This is a genomic window from Agrobacterium tumefaciens str. B6 (genome assembly GCF_001541315.1).
Lineage (GTDB): Bacteria > Pseudomonadota > Alphaproteobacteria > Rhizobiales > Rhizobiaceae > Agrobacterium > Agrobacterium radiobacter.
On the sequence record NZ_LMVK01000012.1, the window covers coordinates 212,209 to 230,435 of the forward strand.

At 60.9% G+C, this 18,227-nt stretch carries 18 protein-coding genes; 7 read left to right on the forward strand and 11 right to left on the reverse strand.

Annotated elements, in window-relative coordinates; translation table 11 throughout:
* The first annotated feature begins 2 nt into the window (after positions 1 to 2).
* From ASB65_RS11190 to recO, 3 genes are all read left to right on the forward strand, one after another.
* Positions 3 to 755, forward strand: coding sequence for a Crp/Fnr family transcriptional regulator (locus ASB65_RS11190; RefSeq protein WP_020813373.1), 753 nt, complete (start codon positions 3 to 5; stop codon positions 753 to 755).
* 136 nt (positions 756 to 891) lie between these two features.
* Complete coding sequence (locus ASB65_RS11195) at positions 892 to 1,269, forward strand: response regulator (protein WP_031234546.1); 378 nt, start codon at positions 892 to 894, stop codon at positions 1,267 to 1,269.
* A 56-nt stretch (positions 1,270 to 1,325) separates the two neighbouring features.
* Complete coding sequence (recO, locus tag ASB65_RS11200) at positions 1,326 to 2,105, forward strand: DNA repair protein RecO (protein ID WP_060723998.1); 780 nt, start codon at positions 1,326 to 1,328, stop codon at positions 2,103 to 2,105.
* Here recO and ASB65_RS11205 read toward each other — a convergent pair whose 3' ends face one another.
* Positions 2,106 to 3,320, reverse strand: coding sequence for an MFS transporter (locus tag ASB65_RS11205; RefSeq protein ID WP_060723999.1), 1,215 nt, complete (start codon positions 3,318 to 3,320; stop codon positions 2,106 to 2,108).
* A 166-nt stretch (positions 3,321 to 3,486) separates the two neighbouring features.
* On the opposite strand from ASB65_RS11205, the gene ASB65_RS11210 reads away from it, so the two are divergent.
* On the forward strand, positions 3,487 to 4,221 hold the full coding sequence (locus ASB65_RS11210) for a class I SAM-dependent methyltransferase (protein ID WP_060724000.1): 735 nt from the start codon (positions 3,487 to 3,489) through the stop codon (positions 4,219 to 4,221).
* Between the two features lie 123 nt (positions 4,222 to 4,344).
* Here ASB65_RS11210 and ASB65_RS11215 read toward each other — a convergent pair whose 3' ends face one another.
* From ASB65_RS11215 to ASB65_RS11230, 4 genes are all read right to left on the reverse strand, one after another.
* A complete protein-coding gene (locus ASB65_RS11215; RefSeq protein WP_060724001.1) occupies positions 4,345 to 5,187 on the reverse strand; it encodes an MOSC domain-containing protein in 843 nt (280 codons plus the stop codon).
* A gap of 11 nt (positions 5,188 to 5,198) precedes the next feature.
* The gene (locus tag ASB65_RS11220) at positions 5,199 to 5,843 is read right to left on the reverse strand and encodes an HD domain-containing protein (protein WP_060724002.1); all 645 of its coding nucleotides are present in this window, start codon (positions 5,841 to 5,843) and stop codon (positions 5,199 to 5,201) included.
* Complete coding sequence (locus ASB65_RS11225) at positions 5,840 to 8,611, reverse strand: DUF2339 domain-containing protein (protein WP_060724003.1); 2,772 nt, start codon at positions 8,609 to 8,611, stop codon at positions 5,840 to 5,842. Before ASB65_RS11225 ends, ASB65_RS11220 begins: the two co-directional genes overlap by 4 nt.
* A gap of 170 nt (positions 8,612 to 8,781) precedes the next feature.
* Complete coding sequence (locus ASB65_RS11230; protein ID WP_060724004.1) at positions 8,782 to 10,341, reverse strand: VOC family protein; 1,560 nt, start codon at positions 10,339 to 10,341, stop codon at positions 8,782 to 8,784.
* 290 nt (positions 10,342 to 10,631) lie between these two features.
* On the opposite strand from ASB65_RS11230, the gene ASB65_RS11235 reads away from it, so the two are divergent.
* The 3 genes from ASB65_RS11235 to ASB65_RS11245 all read left to right on the forward strand — a co-directional run bounded on the left by ASB65_RS11235 (position 10,632) and on the right by ASB65_RS11245 (position 13,410).
* Complete coding sequence (locus ASB65_RS11235; RefSeq protein ID WP_035212343.1) at positions 10,632 to 11,675, forward strand: ABC transporter substrate-binding protein; 1,044 nt, start codon at positions 10,632 to 10,634, stop codon at positions 11,673 to 11,675.
* A 131-nt stretch (positions 11,676 to 11,806) separates the two neighbouring features.
* The gene (locus ASB65_RS11240; RefSeq protein WP_003501967.1) at positions 11,807 to 12,595 is read left to right on the forward strand and encodes an ABC transporter ATP-binding protein; all 789 of its coding nucleotides are present in this window, start codon (positions 11,807 to 11,809) and stop codon (positions 12,593 to 12,595) included.
* Positions 12,592 to 13,410 carry an ABC transporter permease gene (locus ASB65_RS11245; RefSeq protein ID WP_003501970.1) on the forward strand — a complete coding sequence of 273 codons (819 nt, stop codon included), beginning with the start codon at positions 12,592 to 12,594 and terminating at the stop codon, positions 13,408 to 13,410. Before ASB65_RS11240 ends, ASB65_RS11245 begins: the two co-directional genes overlap by 4 nt.
* Before the next feature lie 184 nt (positions 13,411 to 13,594).
* On the opposite strand, the gene ASB65_RS11250 is transcribed toward ASB65_RS11245, so the two are convergent.
* From ASB65_RS11250 to ASB65_RS11275, 6 genes are all read right to left on the reverse strand, one after another.
* Positions 13,595 to 14,281, reverse strand: coding sequence for a metal-binding protein ZinT (locus ASB65_RS11250; RefSeq protein WP_060724005.1), 687 nt, complete (start codon positions 14,279 to 14,281; stop codon positions 13,595 to 13,597).
* 168 nt (positions 14,282 to 14,449) lie between these two features.
* Entirely contained in the window at positions 14,450 to 15,271 is an 822-nt protein-coding gene (locus ASB65_RS11255) for a mechanosensitive ion channel family protein (protein WP_003501978.1), read from the reverse strand.
* A gap of 75 nt (positions 15,272 to 15,346) precedes the next feature.
* On the reverse strand, positions 15,347 to 15,865 hold the full coding sequence (locus ASB65_RS11260) for a tyrosine phosphatase family protein (RefSeq protein WP_003501980.1): 519 nt from the start codon (positions 15,863 to 15,865) through the stop codon (positions 15,347 to 15,349).
* Positions 15,862 to 16,485, reverse strand: a complete 624-nt coding sequence (locus ASB65_RS11265) for a YfbR-like 5'-deoxynucleotidase (protein WP_003501981.1) — start codon at positions 16,483 to 16,485, stop codon at positions 15,862 to 15,864. Before ASB65_RS11265 ends, ASB65_RS11260 begins: the two co-directional genes overlap by 4 nt.
* Positions 16,486 to 16,487: 2 nt before the next feature.
* Positions 16,488 to 17,336 carry a YgfZ/GcvT domain-containing protein gene (locus ASB65_RS11270; protein ID WP_080868518.1) on the reverse strand — a complete coding sequence of 283 codons (849 nt, stop codon included), beginning with the start codon at positions 17,334 to 17,336 and terminating at the stop codon, positions 16,488 to 16,490.
* Positions 17,337 to 17,458: 122 nt separating this feature from the next.
* Positions 17,459 to 18,223, reverse strand: a complete 765-nt coding sequence (locus tag ASB65_RS11275) for a hypothetical protein (protein ID WP_060724007.1) — start codon at positions 18,221 to 18,223, stop codon at positions 17,459 to 17,461.
* Positions 18,224 to 18,227 lie beyond the last annotated feature (4 nt).

Consider the following 18,227-nt stretch of genomic DNA (forward strand, 5'->3'; position numbering starts at 1 on the left):
TCATGTCGCCAAAAAAACCGAACGGAATTTCCACCACCCCGTGCCAGCAATGTCCCCTGCGCGACCTGCCGCATTTCCGCGACTTTTCCTCCTCCGAGCTAGATTTCGTCTCGCGTTTCAAGACGGGGGAACTTGCGGTGGAAGGCGGCTCCGTCATCCTGATGGAAGGCTCGCATAGCGCCCATCTTTACACCGTTTTGCAGGGCTGGGCTTTCCGTTACAAGACGCTGGAAGACGGCAGGCGGCAGATACTGAACTATGTCATGCCCGGCGATCTCGTCGGCCTGCAGGGCACGGTGATGGGGGAAATGCAGCATTCGGTGGAGGCGCTGTCGCCAGTCACCCTATGCGTCTTCGAGCGCTCGCGCCTCAATAATCTCTTCACCGACCATCCGACGCTTGCCTATGACCTGACCTGGATCGCTGCGAGTGAGGAACGCATGCTCGACAGCCATCTCCTCAGCATCGGCCGGCGCACGGCGCTGGAGCGCGCCGCCTATCTGATTGTTTTCCTCTACAGCAAGGCAAAGGCGGTCCATCTCATACAGGGGGAAACGCCGATCCCGGTCACCCAGCAGCATGTGGCGGATACACTTGGCCTGTCCATTGTCCACACCAACAAGACCTTGAGAAAGCTGGTCGATCGCGGTCTCATTCGCTGGACCGACAAGGGTTGTCTGGTGCTTGATGATGCCGGGTTGAGCCATGTGGCCAGCTGGGAAAGCGAAGAGAAGCGGCAAAGACCCTTCATCTGATCTTCTTTCGACATGTCTTTTTTAAATGACGGTGGAGCCGTAATTTGCGACTCCTGTCGTGATATCTCACTGGAGAATCATGTCGGAAACCGCAGCTTCGAGCCTTGCGGCCATCTTTTTAGGAAGAAGAAAACATATGGTGCCACAACGGGTTATCATCGTTGAGGATGAATATCTGGTGGCGCTTGATGTCGAAGCGGTTCTCCAGTCCATGGGGGTGGAAACCGTCGTCATCGCCACGACGCTGGCGCAGGCGAGGCAGGCCGTTGAAGAGGACGGCGCCGATTGCGTACTTCTTGATGTCAGCCTTACCGACGGCAAGAGCTATGATTTTGCGCGCGGGCTGCGCGATGGGGGAATTCCCTTCGGTTTCGTCAGCGGCTATGGCGACACGACGGGCTTTCCGGATGATCTCATGCATGCGCCATTGCTGGGCAAGCCCTTCGGGGAAAACGAAATTATCGATTTCGTCCTCAACCTCGTCGGCACGGTCGACAATGCCGTAAAAGAATAACGTTTCGCCGCCAGATCGGGTATGATCGGCCTTGAATCGAAATTCGGACGCGTTTCATGCAGTGGCAGGAAGAGGCAATCATTCTCGGCGTAAAACGCCATGGCGAGACGAGTGTCATCGCCGAGGTGATGACCCCTTCGCGTGGCCGCCATCTGGGGCTGGTCCGTTCCGGCCGTTCCCGCAGCATGCAGCCGGTGCTACAGGCCGGAAACCGGGTGGATGTCATCTGGCGCGCGCGCCTTCACGATCATCTCGGCGAGTTCCGCATCGAGCCGCTGCAATTGCGCGCCGCACAACTGATGGAGACGGCGACCGCGGTTTATGGCGTACAGGCCATGGGTGCTCTTCTCAGGCTTCTGCCGGAGCGTGATCCGCACCCGCATCTCTATCAGGCGCTCGATATCATTCTCGACAATCTCCACGACCCCGTCGATGCCGGGGAATTGTTCGTGCGCTTTGAACTGGCAGTGCTGAACGATCTCGGTTTCGGGCTTGATCTGACCGAATGCGCGGCGACGGGGCTGCGCACCGACCTCATCTATGTATCGCCAAAGACGGGCCGGGCGGTTTGCCGCACGGCAGGCGCGCCCTATGCGGAGCGCATGCTGTCGCTTCCGGCTTTCTTGAGCGAAGGCCAGTCGAAGGCCGCCGATCCTGACAGCCTTGCGGCGGCTTTCCGCCTCACCGCCCATTTCCTCAACCGACATGTCTACGATCCGCGTGGGCTCAACGAAAACGCCGCCCGCGACGGTTTCGTGCAGGCGGCGCTGAAGGCGCTGGAAGGCCGGGCGACTGAGGGGAAGGTGATGCCGCCCGCGCTCGATAAGGCTGTCTGACTAGGCCATTGCAGGCCTCGGGGCCGGTTGCTCCTGAATGGGCCAATGCACGATGGCCGCAAAAATCCCCATGCCGACGCCCAGCCACCAGACGAGATCATAGGAACCCAGCCTGTCGTAAAGGAAGCCGCCGAGCCAGACGCCGAGGAACGAGCCGATCTGGTGCGACAGGAACACGACGCCGCCGAGCATGCCGAGATGGCGGGTGCCGAACATGATCGCCACCAGCGCATTGGTCGGCGGCACGGTGGAAAGCCAGAGGATGCCCATGACGGCGGCGAAGATGATGACCGAAAGCGGCGATTGCGGCAGAAGCAGGAAGGCTGTGACGGCGACAGAGCGGGCGATATAGATATAGGCGAGCAGATAGGGTTTCGAATAACGCTGGGCAATGACACCGGCGGCAAGCGACCCGATGATGTTGAAGAAGCCGATCAGCGCCATGGCGATGACGGCGTAGCGCGGTTCGATGCCGATATCGCCGAGATAGGCCGGGAAATGCGCGGTGATAAAGGCCACCTGAAAACCGCAGACAAAAAAGCCGGTGGTCAAAAGCAGGTAGCTTTTATGGCCGAGCGCCTCCTTCAGCGCTTCGCCTGCCGTCTGTTGGAACTGCGCCTGCGACTGGCTGCCGGAAGAGGAATTGCCGCGCATGAAGAAGGCGAGCAGCGGCACGAGCATCATCATCGCGGCAAGCCAGACGAGGCTGTCCGACCAGCCATAGGTGGAGATCAGCCCCTGACTGATCGGTGCGAACAGAAACATGCCGGCTGAGCCCGCCGCCGTGCCGATGCCGAAGGCGAGCGAACGCTGCTGCGGCGTGACATGGCGTGCAAAGGCCGAAAGGATGACGCTGAAGGAACCGGCGGCAACGCCGAGCCCGACGAGCACGCCGCCGCCGAAATGCAGCCAGAACGGCGAGGTGCCAAAGGACATGCAGATGAGGCCGGCAGCATAAAGCAGGCCGGAGAGAACAAGCACGCGGCCCGTGCCGTATTTATCGGCGATGGCGCCGAAGAAGGGCTGGCCGAGACCCCAGAAGAGGTTCTGCAGGGCCATGGCGAGACCGAAGGTGGAACGGTCCCAGCCGGTATCGGCAAGCATCGGCAGCTGGAAGAAGCCCATGGCCGAACGCGGCCCGAAGGTCATGACGGCAATCAGTGACCCGGCGGCGATAATCAGCCAGGGCATTGTCTGGCGTGTGGCTTGCAACATGAATATTCCCCCATCGCGGCGCCTCGTCCCAAAAAAGAGGGACATGGCTTGCCGCAGATTCCGCTATGATGGGATGAATATTATCTTTTGTCAGCCAGTCCCACTAGCGACTTTTCTTGACGGCCACTATTCATGCGATTGATGGAATACGGCCGGAGAGAAGACGATGAAACAGAATATCTACGACGATCCAGGGTTTTTTGAGCGTTACAGCGCCATGCCGCGCTCCGTGGAGGGCCTGCGTCAGGCCGGCGAGTGGCATGAATTGCGTGCCATGCTTCCGCCCCTGAAAGACAGGAGCCTTCTTGATCTCGGTTGTGGTTTCGGCTGGCATTGCCGTTTTGCCGCAGAGCAGGGCGCGCGCCATGTCGTTGGCGTTGATCTCTCGGAAAACATGCTGCACCGCGCCGCCGAAATAAATGGCGGGCCCGGCATCGAATACCGCCGCGCCGCCATCGAAGACATCGATTTTCCGCAGGAAAGTTTCGATGTGGTGCTGAGTTCTCTCGCCCTGCATTACGTCCGCGATCTCGACGTGGCATTCGCGAAGGTCTTTGCCGTGCTGAAATCCGGCGGCGATTTCATCTTTTCCATCGAACATCCCGTTTTCACGGCGCTGGAAAAACAGGACTGGTTTTATGGCGAGGATGGCGAAATCCTGCACTGGCCGCTCGATAATTATCAAAGTCAGGGCGTGCGCCATTCCAACTGGATGGCGGACGATGTGGTCAAATATCACCGCACGGTGTCAGGCCTTCTCAATGGTCTCCTGGCTGCCGGATTTGTTTTGACGCGGCTGGCGGAGCCGAGGCCTGATCCGGCCTTGATGGCCGAGCGGCCTGAACTGAAGCACGAAGATCGCCGCCCGATTTTCCTGATCGTCGGGGCGCACAAGCCGTGATGCGGTGATGCTCCGTCCTTTCCTCATCCTGTGACAGGCGCAGGAATGATGGAGAGAGGGCGCGCCAGCCTATGAAAACTTTGCGCTGTGGGCTGTGGGTTGGGTTTGACCCGAACCAGCAACTTACCGCCGTTTGATCGTCCAGCCTTCCGGCCGTTCCTCGACCACCTTTGCCACATCGCCGACGGACAGCTTGCCCTGGCTGCGCGGCGTCACGTTCCAGCCGAAGAGCGGGCCGGGCACGCGCCGGTCGCCGGACATGCGGATGCGGCCCATGGCTTTCATGGGGGAGGGCACATCACGCGAGCCGGTGGTCTGATCCTGCGTGGTCATGATGCAGCGGGCGCAGGGTTTGACGAGATCGAAGCGAATGCCGCCAATCTCGATGGCCGCCCAGCGGTCCTCAGCCCATGCCTCGTCCGTGTCAAGCACGATATTCGGCCGGAAACGCTCCATGCCAACAGCGTCTTCGCCATTGGCGCGCATATTGTCGTTCAGCGCGGCAAGCGAGGCCGTGGTGGTGACGAGGATCTGGTAGCCGTCCGCAAAGGTGACGGGCGTTTCGTTGCCCGCCCATTCGAGGCTCGCAATACGTTTCGAGGTATCATCAAAAAAGGCGAGCTTTTCCTCGCGCCCGAGCCATGCCGAGAGCGTGCCATTGGTCTCGTCATCGGCGATATTGGCGCTGACGATCGATTCCCACACCGCCACATCCATGCGCTGCCCGGATGGCCGTGCGAAAATCTCATCTTCCCTGTCGCGCGCCAGCGCCATGCCGCCATCCTCATGCCGGGCCAGAACCGTGGCGATGGCGGGCAATTCGCGCTGCGTGATGAAATGGCCGGAGGGATCAGTGAGCATGGCGCGGCGGTCACCCGGCAGGCCTTCGGCCGAAACGGCGCTTTCGGAGAGAGGGATACCGCGCGCGCTCTTCAGCGGATAGATGTTGAGTTCGGTCACACGCATCTCGGGTCTCCTTAGATCTCGTCGAGAAACAGGTCCAGCACCTGTTTCAGCCGCTCGTGGCGGGCTTTGGCCATCTGCCGGCCTGTCTCGGTGCGAAAACCGTCGGCCAGCTTGAACAGCTTGGTTTCGAAATGGTCGATGGCAAAGGCGCGGTCGTCAAGCGGCCGGTCCTTCGCCAGCGGGTCGACCGGATCGTAAAGTGCCGAGCCCATGCGCCCGGCAATATAAAAGCAGCGCGCCGCCCCCACCATGCCGATGGCATCCAGCCGGTCGGCATCCTGAAGGATTTTTGCCTCCAGCGTCTGCGGTTCGATATTGGCGGAAAAGCTGTGTGTGGTGATGGCATGGGCGGCGGCGTCAACATCCGCCTGTTTCCAGCCGAGCCCCATCAGAATGCCGGATGCCTTTTCCGCCGCAAGCCGCGAGGCCTGCGCGCGCAGCGGTGAGTTCTTCTCCACCGCCACACAATCATGCAACAGCACGCTGGCGGCCAGCACGGTGCCATCGCCGCCTTCGCCCACATGGATGCGCATGGCGTTGCGGAAGACGCGGTGAATATGGGCAAGATCATGCGAACCGTCGCCGCTGTCTGCGGCGTGCGGTATCAGGTCCTGCGCAAGCGCCGCATAGGGCGCGAAAGCCTCGGCCGCGATCATGCCTGCGGCTTCCGGGTGAGGATTTTCTGGTAGAACAGGCCGATGCCGATGAGCACCGCGCCGAGCCCGATGAAGGACAGCGCCCTCAGCACGCCTTCGAGATTGCTCATGTCGATCAGGAACGCCTTGGCAACCGAGATCAGCACGAATGCGCCCGATGCCAGACGCAGGCTGCGGGCATTAAAGCGCGAGCCAAGCACGAGCAGCAACACGCCGATCAGCAGCCAGACCACCGAATAGCTGTAGGTCTCGCCCTGCAGGAAACCCTTCCAGTCGGCAATATTTTCGCCCTGCCAGAAGCGGCGCACTGAAAGCGTGGCCCAGGCAAAACCGAGCGCTGCGCCCGCCACCGCCAGCATGCTGACATAGGGCGGGGGACGTTTTCCCCGCGCGTAATAGGCAAGGCCGCCATAGGCGAGCGCCGGCAGGAGGTAACCGATCAGCAGCAGGTTGAGGAACGGGATGCGGCCGGTATTTTCGCCGGTGAAATAGGGGTTGAGCGTGAAGAAATGCATCGTCAGCACGTTGATGACGGCAATCACGCCGGCAATCATCGAGCCGTAGCGGAAGATGGGGCTGGGGCTTTTCAGATCGAGCGTCATCAACACGCCCGAGAAGCCGATGGTCAGCAGCGTATAGATCGATTGTTCGCCAAGCGTCGGCACACTGTCATCCAGCGTGCCGCCATTCATTGCGTGGCGGATGAGGATGGCGACGGCGAGAAGCCCCATGACGCTGGCAATCGCCTGCAGGAAGTTCTTCGCCCTGACCCCCGGCCAGTCGCGCAGCAGCCATGCCGAGACGACGGCCAGCAGTGCAGGAATGCCGTAACCCGGTAGAAGCGCGTTGAAGACCGGCGTGGTGCCGAGATTTTGCGGCCCGACAATGGTGGGTTCCCAGGCGATGCGGCCGAGAACGGCAACGCTTGCCACGGCCATCACCCAGGGCAGAACCTCCCAGTTGCGGTAACGGCTTGCCAGCACATAGATGAAACCGATGACCGAAAGCAGAACGGTTGTCACCAGCCCTTCCGTCAGCGTGTGCAGGCTGAGCGCGAAGGCGGCGAATGATCCGAGCACGAGAATGTTGAGCGGCTTGCGATAGGCCTCATTGTTCTGCCGGTGCAGCCATTCGGCACCTGCAATCAACACGAAGCCGAGGCCGAGGCCATAGGCGGCGTGCAGCCAGTCGCGGCCGAGATTGCCGTATTCGACAAAGCTTGCGGTGGCGAGCCAGACCGGGAATAGCGCGGCGATACCAGCCCAGAGCTGGGCGAAATCCGCGTCGTCAGCACCCTTGCGTTTCAGGAAGGAGAAGGCGGACAGCACGAAGACGGCCCCGAGGCCGAGCGCCATGGCGATTTCCGCCGCATAGCCAACCGATACGGGCGGAAGCGACACGGCAGTGTCATTGATAACGCCGATGAGGTCGAGACCCTGACGTGACATCAGCGATACCGCAGCCTGCGCGCCAAGTGCTGCGATAATAGCGGGCCATACCGCATAGTGGCGGGCGGCGCCAAGGGCTGCAAGGGCGGCGACGAGCGCTGAAACGATCAGGGCCGGATGAGTATCGACTCCGCCATCGGCAAAAAGGAAGCCGATTGCCGGCAGGATCACGGCCATCGAGACGGTGAGATTGAGGGCGAGTGACGGGCGTAGCAGAAGCCGCATGGCGCGGACGGCGCGTCGCTCGGGCGCTGCGGTTTCAGCAGTTTCGGCGGGCGGCGTGTCGAATGCCTTGCCGGGCCAGAGGAATATTGTTCCCGCCAGCATGACGAGCAGGGCAAGCGTTGGCGGTTCGGCGCTGATCGTTTCGGAAAAGCCGATATAGCCGAGCGCCCAGAGGCCAAGCCCGGCATTGGCGAGAGAGGGAACCACGGTCCAGCCCTGCCTGCGCGCCGCTGCCGCCGTTGCCAGCCAGGAGACGGTGAGGAAGACGAAGAGCGCCCAGATATTCGGCGTTTCGGTGGAAATCAGCGCGGGTGTCAGCATCGAACCGAGAAGGCCGAGACCGGCCAGCGCCTGCCCGTGCAGCAGCGAAAGCCCGATGGTGGCGAAAGCGACGAGGCCAAGCAGGCCAAAAGCCGCGCCGGGACCGATATAGTCGTAAATGCCATAGGCTGCATAAACCACGCCGAACAGCGTCAATGCGCCCGCCGCCGTCAGCACGCCCGGTATCATGGCGTTGGAATAGGTGGTGGCGATGCCCGGCACCGCCTTGCGGCGGATCGCTTCGCCGGCAAGCCCGAGAACAAGACCGAAAATGGCGGCGAGCGAAAGCCGCACGGCCGGGCTGAGCAGGCCCGATTCGATCGAATATTTAACGAGGAAAATGCCGCCGAGCGCCAGCGCCAGTCCACCGGCCCAGACCGCCCAGCGCGCGCCGAGCAGACTTTCGAAGCTCTCCTTCGTTGCCGGGGTGGATACGGCCTCGGCGGCAGGCGCAGGTTGGGCCTCCTCGCGCGCCAGCTCTTCCGATGCTGCCATGGCGGCGGCGTCTTCGGGCTCGGATGCGTATTCAGCCTGGAGGGCTGTGTCTTCCGCAGGGGGCGTGCTTGGCTCTTCCGCCTCGAAATCCGGTTTTACCGTGGATTCCGTGCTCTCCGTTTGCACTGCCGCAGCCGACGTCACGCCCGCAGCCATCAGCCGCTTGAGGCTGTGCACCTCCCGTTCGAGCGACTTGATTCGGCTTGAATTGCGGATGCTCGCGACCAGCGTGTAGATGAAGGCCGCGACGAGGGCGAGGATAAACAGCGGGATTTCCAAACGGACTCTCCAATTACGAAGCTGTTTTTAAAGCCCTTTTGGTGAATTTATGCAAGGCCCGGTTGATGAATGGTGTGGGTGGCGCGGGGGTAAGCATATGCCATTTGTTTCTTCTCCCCGACGGGGAGAAGAAATGGGTGGCCTCCGCTCGATCCGATGTACCGCTCGAATCAGGAGGCACCCGCCAGCCACCGCCGCGCCGCTTCGATATCGGTAAGCCCGAGCTCGTGCCCGTCCTCAACGGTTTCCATCTCGGCCTTTGCACCGCTCGCCGTGAGCTTTCCCTGCAGCTCGCTCGCCTTGTCGAGATATTTGTCGCGTTGTCCCGCCACGAGCAGGAAATTGCGGCCGGAAAGATCGGTTTGCGGCCATGTTTCGAGAACCGGCATCGGGCGATAGAGCAGGGCGTCGCCTGCAAGTTCGGGATAGAGCGCGGCAAAGGCAGCGTAGAAGTTCGCGCCATTGGAATGGCCGATAAACCGCAGTTTCGAGCGATCAAGACCATAGGCGCGGATTGCCCCCTCCACGAAGGCGGCAAAGGCTTCTGTTTCCGTGACAATATCCTGCTGGTCGAAGCTGAAATCGGGAAAACGGCGGAACCAGCGGGCGATTTCTTCTTCCGTGCTGCGGCCGCGCACGCCCAGAAGGGTGGCGCCCGGTGCTGCCCGGTGCGCCAGCGGCATCAGGCTCGTTTCACTGCCGCCGGAACCGTGCAGCAGGATGATGGTGCTGCCATCAGCTTCCTCGGGCGTGTAGAAACGGTGCACGAAGGGCAGGTCGCGATAGATGATGCGGTCTTCGCCCGGCATCGAGAATTGCGGCAGGGCGACACGCACATCCGCCTCGTCCTTCATGAAGAGCGGCGGGATGAACAGTTTTTCGCCGGGCGATTCCAGCGGTTCGTCGACCGTCATGCCCGGCCCATCGGTCGCCATTTCGATCAGCACGCCGCCCGGTTCGCGGACGTAGAGCGAGTGGAAATATTTCCGGTCATGGGCGTTGGTGGTGCTGGAATTCAGCGATTTCAGCCCGGTTAGAACCGTGTTCAGCTCATCCATGTCCTTCGCCCGGAAGGCGATGTGATCGACGGTGCCGGTGCCCGGCGCGCTGGACCAGAAGCCGGTGGCGTCACGCACGTCGATAATGTCGCCGCTGTCGGAAACGAGCCGGCGGATCGCGCCCGCCTGGCTTTCCTGCCGGTAGCCGAAATGTTTCTCCAGAAACGCTACGGTTTCTTCCGGCACTTCGCTCAGCACCGTCGCACCATAGATTCGGCGAATGGCGTCTTCTGCGGAAATATCGTCGGTCACATGTGGCGTGGCATCGGCAAAGGCGCGGGTGCCGACCAGCTTGACGATCAGGCCGTCAGGATCTTTCAGCCGGATAACCGGAGCGCCGAATTCGTCAGTCGGGCCTTCCGCGCGGATGCCGAATCTCAGCGCCCGCGTCAGCCAGAAGCCGATCGCAGCGGGATCGATCGCCACGGAAATTTCCAGCGTCTGGCCGTAACCGACACGGCCCTGGCCGCCATCTTCCCAGACGAGAAATGTCAGAAGCGAGCCGGGTGAGGCGATGTCGTCGCCATAAAGCAGGTGAAGCTGCATGGCGTCTTCGAAGCCGGCCGTGCGCTTGGCCAGCCTCAAGCCCAGAAAGCCGGCGTAAAAATCCACATTCGCCTGCACCTTCCGGGTGATCATGGTGATGTGGTGTATGCCCAGTGCAGAATTCATCTTGCCGTCCCGCCGTTTCGCCTGCTGTTCCTGGCCCTATTTGTCGCACGCTGCCCCTGATCCGCAACCCCGGCAAATGAGAACGCTGTGTTCTCTGGGTGAACGATACTGCTTTCGCTTCGTTGCATTCGCGATGGGCAGATTGCCGGCTTTTTGCCTGTCTTGTGATTGTTTGTGCATATAAAATAAGCATACAAAATAACGGCTATTTTGTATGCAATTTTATCTTGCCTTGAGGGTTGGAATTGGGTCTTATGCAACCAATCCAACAAAACCATCAGGGGGAATAGATGATTTTAACGCGCAGGTTGTTGACCAGAGCTCTGGCCATTACCGCCATCGGTGTAGCCGCCGGCTTTTCGCTGCCGATCATCGAGGCGCGGGCCGAAACACCGGTGAAATTCACGCTCGACTGGAAGTTTGAAGGCCCCGCCGCCGGTTTCCTGCTGGCGCTCGACAAGGGTTACTTCAAGGCCGAAGGCCTGGATGTCACCATCGACAGCGGCAATGGTTCGGTGGAAGCCATTCCGCGCGTGGCGACCGGCGCCTATCAGATGGGTTTCGGCGATATCAATTCGGTGATGAAGTTCCTCGACGAGGATCCGAGCCAGAAGATCAAGGCCGTATATATGGTCTATGAGCGCCCGACTTTCGCCGTGGTCGGCCGCAAGTCGCTGGGTGTCACCGGTGATCCGAAGTCGCTGGAAGGAAAGAAGCTCGGCGCGCCGCCGCCGGATGGCGCTTTCGCGCAATGGCCGGCCTTCAAGCAGGTGGCGGGTCTCGACGACAGCAAGATCAAGATCGAATCGATCGGTTTTCCGGTGCGTGAACCGATGCTCGCTAAGGGCGATGTCGACGCCGTTTTCGGCTTTGCCTTTTCGGTGATCCTCAACCTCAAGAAACAGGGCATCGCCGATGACGATATCTCGACCATCCTGATGGCCGAGCACGGCTTGAATCTTTATGGCAATGCGGTGCTGGTAAACACTGATTTCGCAGAGAAAAACCCGGAAGCAGTAAAGGGCTTTCTGAAAGCATTGGCCAAGGGCTTCGCCGATTCCGTCAAGAACCCCGAAGAGGGCGTGGCGGCGGTGCTCAAGCGCAACGAGACGCTCGACAGCGCCATCGAGCTTGAACGCCTCAACATGGCCAACAGCATGAATATCAAGACGCCCTATGTGGTGGAAAACGGCATGGGCGGCGTCGATCCTGCCCGGCTTGCGGCCTCCGTCGAAACGCTGAAAGTCTCCCTCGGCCTGAAGGGCAACATCAAGGCGGAGCAGGTGTTCGACGCGACCTACCTGCCGGCCAAGGAAGAGCGCATGCTTCCCTGATGCTGAAGAAAGAACGGGCGGATGCCGCGAGTCTCTTCTCCCCGAGCGGGAGACCCCGGCGGGGAGAAGAAACAAGCGGCGACGCTTTCGGGCTGTCATGGCCTATCATTTTACTTAAAACGGGAACAGCAATGTCACATCTCGTGGAAATAGACAGTGTCGACATGCGTTACGGCGGCTCCGCCGGCACGCTGGCCGTATCCGGTTTGAACCTGACGGTCGACAAGGGTGAATTCGCCGCCGTGGTCGGTCCCTCCGGCTGCGGCAAGTCGACCCTGATGAAGCTGGTGACCGGGCTGCATATTCCGCAGAAGGGCAATGTCATCGTTGCCGGGCGGCAGGTCACGGAGCCGGTTTCAATTGTCGGCATGGCGTTTCAGAACCCGACGATGCTGCCCTGGCGCACGACGCTTGAAAATATCCTGCTGCCGCTGGAAATCGTCGAGAGACATCGCCGACGCCTGCGCGCCCATAAGGCGGAATATGTCGCGAAAGCCGAGCGACTGCTGGAAATCGTCGGTCTGAAGGGTTTCGGTTCGAAGTATCCGTGGCAGCTTTCCGGCGGCATGCAGCAGCGCGCCAATCTTTGCCGGGCCTTGATCCACGAACCGGAACTACTGATGCTGGACGAGCCTTTCGGCGCGCTCGATGCCTTCACCCGCGAGGAATTGTGGTGCGTCATCCGCGACCTGCACGCCGCACAGCGTGTCACCATCATCCTTGTGACCCATGATCTGCGCGAGGCGACATTTCTGGCCGACAAGATTTTCGTGATGAGCGCAAGGCCGGGCCGCGTGCTCGCGGAACACCGCGTTCCGTTTGCCCGCCCGCGCCAGCTCGATATCATGTATGACAGGGGTTTCAACGACATGGTGCAGGAACTGCATGGCGAGATCGCCCAGGCGAGGGTGGCGGCATGAGTGCGATTGTGGAAAGCACCGTTGCGGCCGAGCCGCGCAAGCCGCTGATCGCCCGCGTCAACTGGGTGAAAGCCGCTCCATGGCTTTATACGCTGGCGCTTTTCGTGTTGTGGGAACTGCTCGTCCATGCGCTGAAAATGCCGCCCACCATTCTGCCGTCGCCGGTAAGGGTCGGGCAGGCCATCATGCAATATTGGTCGCCGATCTGGAAGAATTCGCTGCAGACGCTTTATACGACGACACTGGGTTTTGCCATTGCTGTGGCCGCCGGTCTTGCCATCGGTCTGTTCATCGGCTGGTCGAAAACCATCTATGCCGGGCTTTATCCGCTGATGATCGGCTTCAACGCCATCCCGAAAGTGGCGCTTGTGCCGATCCTCGTCATCTGGTTCGGCATCGGCACGGTCCCCGCCGTGTTGACCGCCTTCCTGATTTCCTTCTTTCCCATCGTCGTGAATGTCGCGACCGGGCTTGCCACCATAGAGCCGGAAACGGAAGATGTGCTGCGGGCGCTCGGCGCAAAGAAGATGGATATCATGCTGAAGGTCGGCATTCCGCGTTCCATGCCCTATTTCTTCGGCTCGCTGAAAATCGCCATCACGCTCGCCTTCGTCGGCTCGGTCGTATCGGAGACCGTCGCTTCCAATTATGGCCTCGGCAACATGATGAGTTCGGCCCAGAGCCAGTTCAATGTGCCGCTCGTCTTTGCCGGCCTGCTGATGCTCGCGGTGGAAGGCATCGTCATGTATGCGATTATGGCCTGGCTTGAAAAGCGCATGACCGGCTGGGCGCATCGTTCGACCATGGGGCAGTGAGCCTTTCTTCTCCCCGCCGGGGAGAAGATGCCCCGGAGGAGTAGATGAGGGGCACCGCCAGCGATAAGCCGAGAGCTTGCCCCTTCATCCCGCTGCCGCGACCTTCCCCCCTTGGGGAGAAGGTGACAAGCGGCAACCGCTCGCGTCATTCACGCATGCTGCGGAAGACCGCTAAGTTACGGTCTCAATGCGCCGCCATTTCTTTCACGATATCGCCGCCGTCCATCAGGAAGGGATAATAGGTCGGCCAATTGGTCACTTCGTCCAGCAGCGCCTTGCGGTCAGCTCCCCAGTAGAGATGGTAATGGCCCGCCTTGACAGGGGCGATGGAGTGATCGCTGAACTGGATGAATTGCGGTGCGGCCTCATCGCCGCCGGTTTTCTTGAAGATGTAGCGGACACCGCGATTGCCCTTCTTGTAGGTCAGGATTTCATGGCCGTCGCTGACATAGGTGCCTTCAGCGGGCTTGCCGTCCTTATAAAACGCCACGCTGTCACTCTTGATGACGATGCGGTTTACATTGGTCTTGTAACCGATGTCGTAATAGGCGCGGTATTCGGCAGCGCTCTTGTCGCCATGGGCCGCTTTTTCGGCCATGACGGGGTCCAGCGAGCCGTTCAGCAGGTAAGGATAGACCGACTGCCAGTCGCCTTCCCAGTCGGAAAGCGTGCGTTGTTTCACCTGCGCATCCTCGAAATAACCCTTGTAGATCTGCTTTTCAGCCTCGGTCATCTGGTGGCCGTGATCGTGTCCATGGTCGTGGCTATGGGCTGCGGATTTGTCGCCACCGGCAGCCATTGCCGTGGTCGCCGCCAGCAGCATGGAACCAAGTGCGACAGCGCCGGTGACGCGGGTGAGTATCTTCTGCATTGTTTCGGCCCTCTCATATTCATAAAAGTAAGTTACGTAATAACATTACGTAACGACCTATAGAGGCCACGTCAGCGGGATGCAAGTGTGTGCTCCAACGCAACGCAACGAAAAAGCGCGATGGCTGCTGCAGCCACCGCGCTTGAAGAGAGGGGGAGGCGCGAGGCCTCAGGCAGGCTGCGCGTTCACTTCCGCCTTGCGCTCGTCGAAGGCGAGCTTCATGGCCTTCGTCACGTCGCGGGTTGTCGCGAAATAACTGTCGCTGCGCACCCAGTAGCGCAATTTGACGGTGGCGCTGTCGGCGCTGACCGAATCGACGAAGGTGACGGGGGCGGGGTCCAGCAAAACCCGGCTCTCCGAGCGAACGACTTTCATCAGCATATTCTGCGCGGCCGTGAGATCCTCGTCAGTCTTGACCGTCAGGCTCAGTTCGTGACGGCGCGAGGGAAAACGGCTGTAATTGGTGATCGGCACGTTCCAGAGGGTGGAGTTGGGCGCGAGACGATAGAGCCCATCGCTGGTCTTGAGTTCGGTGGCAAAGAGCCCGATCTCGATCACCGTGCCGCTGACCGTGCCGGTCTCGATATATTCACCGACCCGGAAGGGGCGCAGCACCAGAAGCATGATGCCGGCGGCAATATTCTGCAGCGTGCCCTGCAGCGCCAGACCAATGGCCAGACCGGCGGCGCCAAGGGCGGCGAGAATGGAGGCCGTCTGCACGCCGAACTGGCCAAGCACCATGACCAGCACGAGAATGAGAACCACATAGCGGATGGCGCCCGCGAAGAAGCCGGCAAGCGTCGCATCGAAGCCGCGAATGCGCGACAGGCCCTGAAAGGCCCAGCGTTGCAGGAAGGTGGCGGCCAGCCAGCCGATGATCAGCAGCAGAAGCGCACCAACGACCGAGAAGGAATATTGCACCGCAAGCGCGCTCGCCTGCTGCAACGCCGCCTGCGATGCGACGATGATATCCGTTGCCTGTTGTTCCATGAATTATCCTGTGATTTTTATTGCTGTCCAGGGTTGGTAACGACTGGACGCCGTGAGGGTTCCGCTAAAACGGCCTCAGGCGCCAAGCGGCAGTACGAAGGGCACGTTACCATCCGTATCCGCGCCCCTGCCGATTTTTTTGATCGCCGCCACCAGCCTGCCGTCGCGTCCGAGCAGACGGTCGCCGATGGCAATGATGCGGGCATTCGGCGTGGAATAGGGTGAGACGGCGCGCAGGCGCAGCGCAAGCTCCATTTCATCCTGGTCAGGATAAAGGCTGAGCGCTGCGATGACGGCGGCGGCGGGCGAGCGCGAAACACCCATCCAGCAATGGATGAGCAGCGGCGCGGACTGGTCCCATTCGCGGGCGAAATCGATCAGCCTCAGCACATGCGCATCATCAGGCGCGATGAGATCAGCGGTGCCTTTGAATGTGATGTCGTTCATGGCAAGCGTCAGATGCCGGTCTGCGGCAATGACGGCGGGGCGGTGAAAGGCCTGCTCTTTGGCGATCAGTGTCACCATTTCGCGGGCCTTGTGTTTCACGGCCATCTCCGCGATCCGCGACAGCGGCGATACGACAATGGCCGTCATGTCGCGCTCCCCGTCCTGACCGCGCGCAGCGCCTCGATAGCCTCGAAACGTTCGATGAACAGCTTTTGCGCTTCGGTGGAGGGCAGGGGCGTCATGTCGAACATATCGCGGGTAATGCCGCGCGGCAGGCCGAAGAATTTCTGCGCCTCGGCGGTGGAAAAACCGGCAAGCTCCGTCGCCTCGAAAAAGGCGGCGACCGTGTCGGCCTTCTTGATGCGGTCCTTCAAGTCGCGCGATGCATGTGGTGGCAGGCCGAAACGCAGATGCACGGCGGCCTCCAGCCGTTTTTCCACGGTCTTGTAACCACCGCCGACCACGGATTTGAACGGCGAGATCATGTCGCCGATGACATATTCCGGCGCGTCATGCAGAAGCGCCATCTGCATGTCATCAGGCGTCGCACCCGTGCACATGCGGCAGAAGATGGTTTCGACGATGAGGCAATGCTGGGCGACGGAAAAGGCGTGGTCGCCGCGCGTCTGGCCGTTCCAGCGGGCGACACGGGCAAGGCCGTGGGCGATATCGGCAATTTCCACATCGAGCGGCGAAGGGTCGAGCAGATCGAGCCGCCGGCCGGACAGCATGCGCTGCCAGGCGCGCGGGCTTTTTGCGGGCGTCACTCTTAATCCTCCGCCCGAGCCGCGGGATCGGCCGCCGGGAAGGAAAGGCCGCTCCAGGCCGGCAGGGCCACGGTCACGGGAACAGTCCCGGCAAGAAGCGGCGTGCCCGAAGCAAGCGCATCGGCAATGCGGTCGATCCGCACGATGGCAAGCGCCCTGTTGCCGCAAACGGTTCCAAGCGTGCCGACCGGTTTTCCATCGGCGGTAATCTCCGTCCCGCTGGCGGGCAACGCGCCTCCGGCCGAAACGGTGACGACGCGGCGTCTTGCCGTACCGCGATGTTTCATGCGCGAAACGACTTCCTGGCCGACGAAGCAGCCCTTCCTGAAGGAAACGCCGTCATTCACATCCATCAGAACATCATGGGGAAAAGCATCCTGCAGCGCATAATCCCGGCCGGATTCGGCAATGCCATGGTCAACGCGCAGCGCATCATAGGCAGCGACATCGCCCGAAGCCGATGCACCCGGTAGCCTGAAGAGATCGATTCCGGCCTTGGCGAAACGGCCGTCCCTGATGCCTGCCACCGGTGCAGTCTCGGTCCAGAAAACGCTCACACCTTCGACCGTCTCGACTTTGAGGTCGACCGGTGCGCGCAGCTTGTACATGGTCAGGCGGCGCAGCAATGCGTCCTGTTCGGCGGCGCCCGTTTCGATCAGATAGTCCCCGCCATCGCGCCAGATCAGGAAATCGAACAGGATCTTGCCCTGCGGCGTCAGAAGTGCCGCGGCCCGGGCCTCGCCTGCCGGCAGATTCTCGATATCTGCGGTGATGAGGTTGTTCAGAAACTCCTCGGCGCCGGTGCCGGAAACCCGGATCAGGCGGCGGTCGGCAAGAAAGGCGGAAGGCATGGTGTCACCGTTCGGTTCGTCGAGACTATGCGGATAGCAGGCAAGATGCAGATGCATTTGCCGGAATGCTCATTCCGCACAGTTAGGATTTTTGCCCGAGAACGGCAAGCACTGCGATGCGATCAATCGCCGGCGGTGAAGAACTTCCACTTGCCGTCAGGCGAAATGCCGACGCGATAGAAGCTGTAATTGCCAAATTCCTGCATGTCCGCCAGATCGCCCGCCGTGATGATTCGCAGAAGCTCCACCTTTTCCGGTGCAGTCAGCGTATTCAGCGGTTTTCCGGCAAAATAGGGGAAAACATAGGCTTCGTCAGGGGTGCCGGCATCGATATGGGCATAACCGGTCGACAGGAGATCGATGATGATCGCCAGCACTTCCAACCCGTCCGGATCGCCGGAATAGCTTTTCAGCGCTGCAATCGGGTCTTCGCTGTCATTACCGTCGATGCGGAACTGGTTCTGCCCGGCGGCGATGAAGGGTCGCAGCTTTTCGATATCGCCTGACGCGGCGGCATCGATGATCTGCTGGCGCAGCTTGCGCACGGGTTCCGGCGCCTTGGAAATGTCGTGCTCGATTACAACAGACATTTCCGGGGTGTTATAGGGCTTGGCGGATTGCTGGTTTGCCTGGCCAGCGGAACGGTCCACCAAAGGGTCGGGCAGGGGAATGCCTTCCGAATCGCCTTCGATCTCGTCCGGCTCAGCAGGCTGGGCCTGCTGCGGCTGCTCGCTCTCGGCCTTTGGCTCGCTTTCGGTGTTCTGCGCCGGCTTCAGCTCGGAAAGGGCAAAGGCGCGGCTCGGCACGCCAATCGGACCGGCGGTCAGGGCAAGCAGAATGGACAGCAGGGCGGAAGAGCGCAAAAGGCCCTTGCTCAGGCAAGACATGATA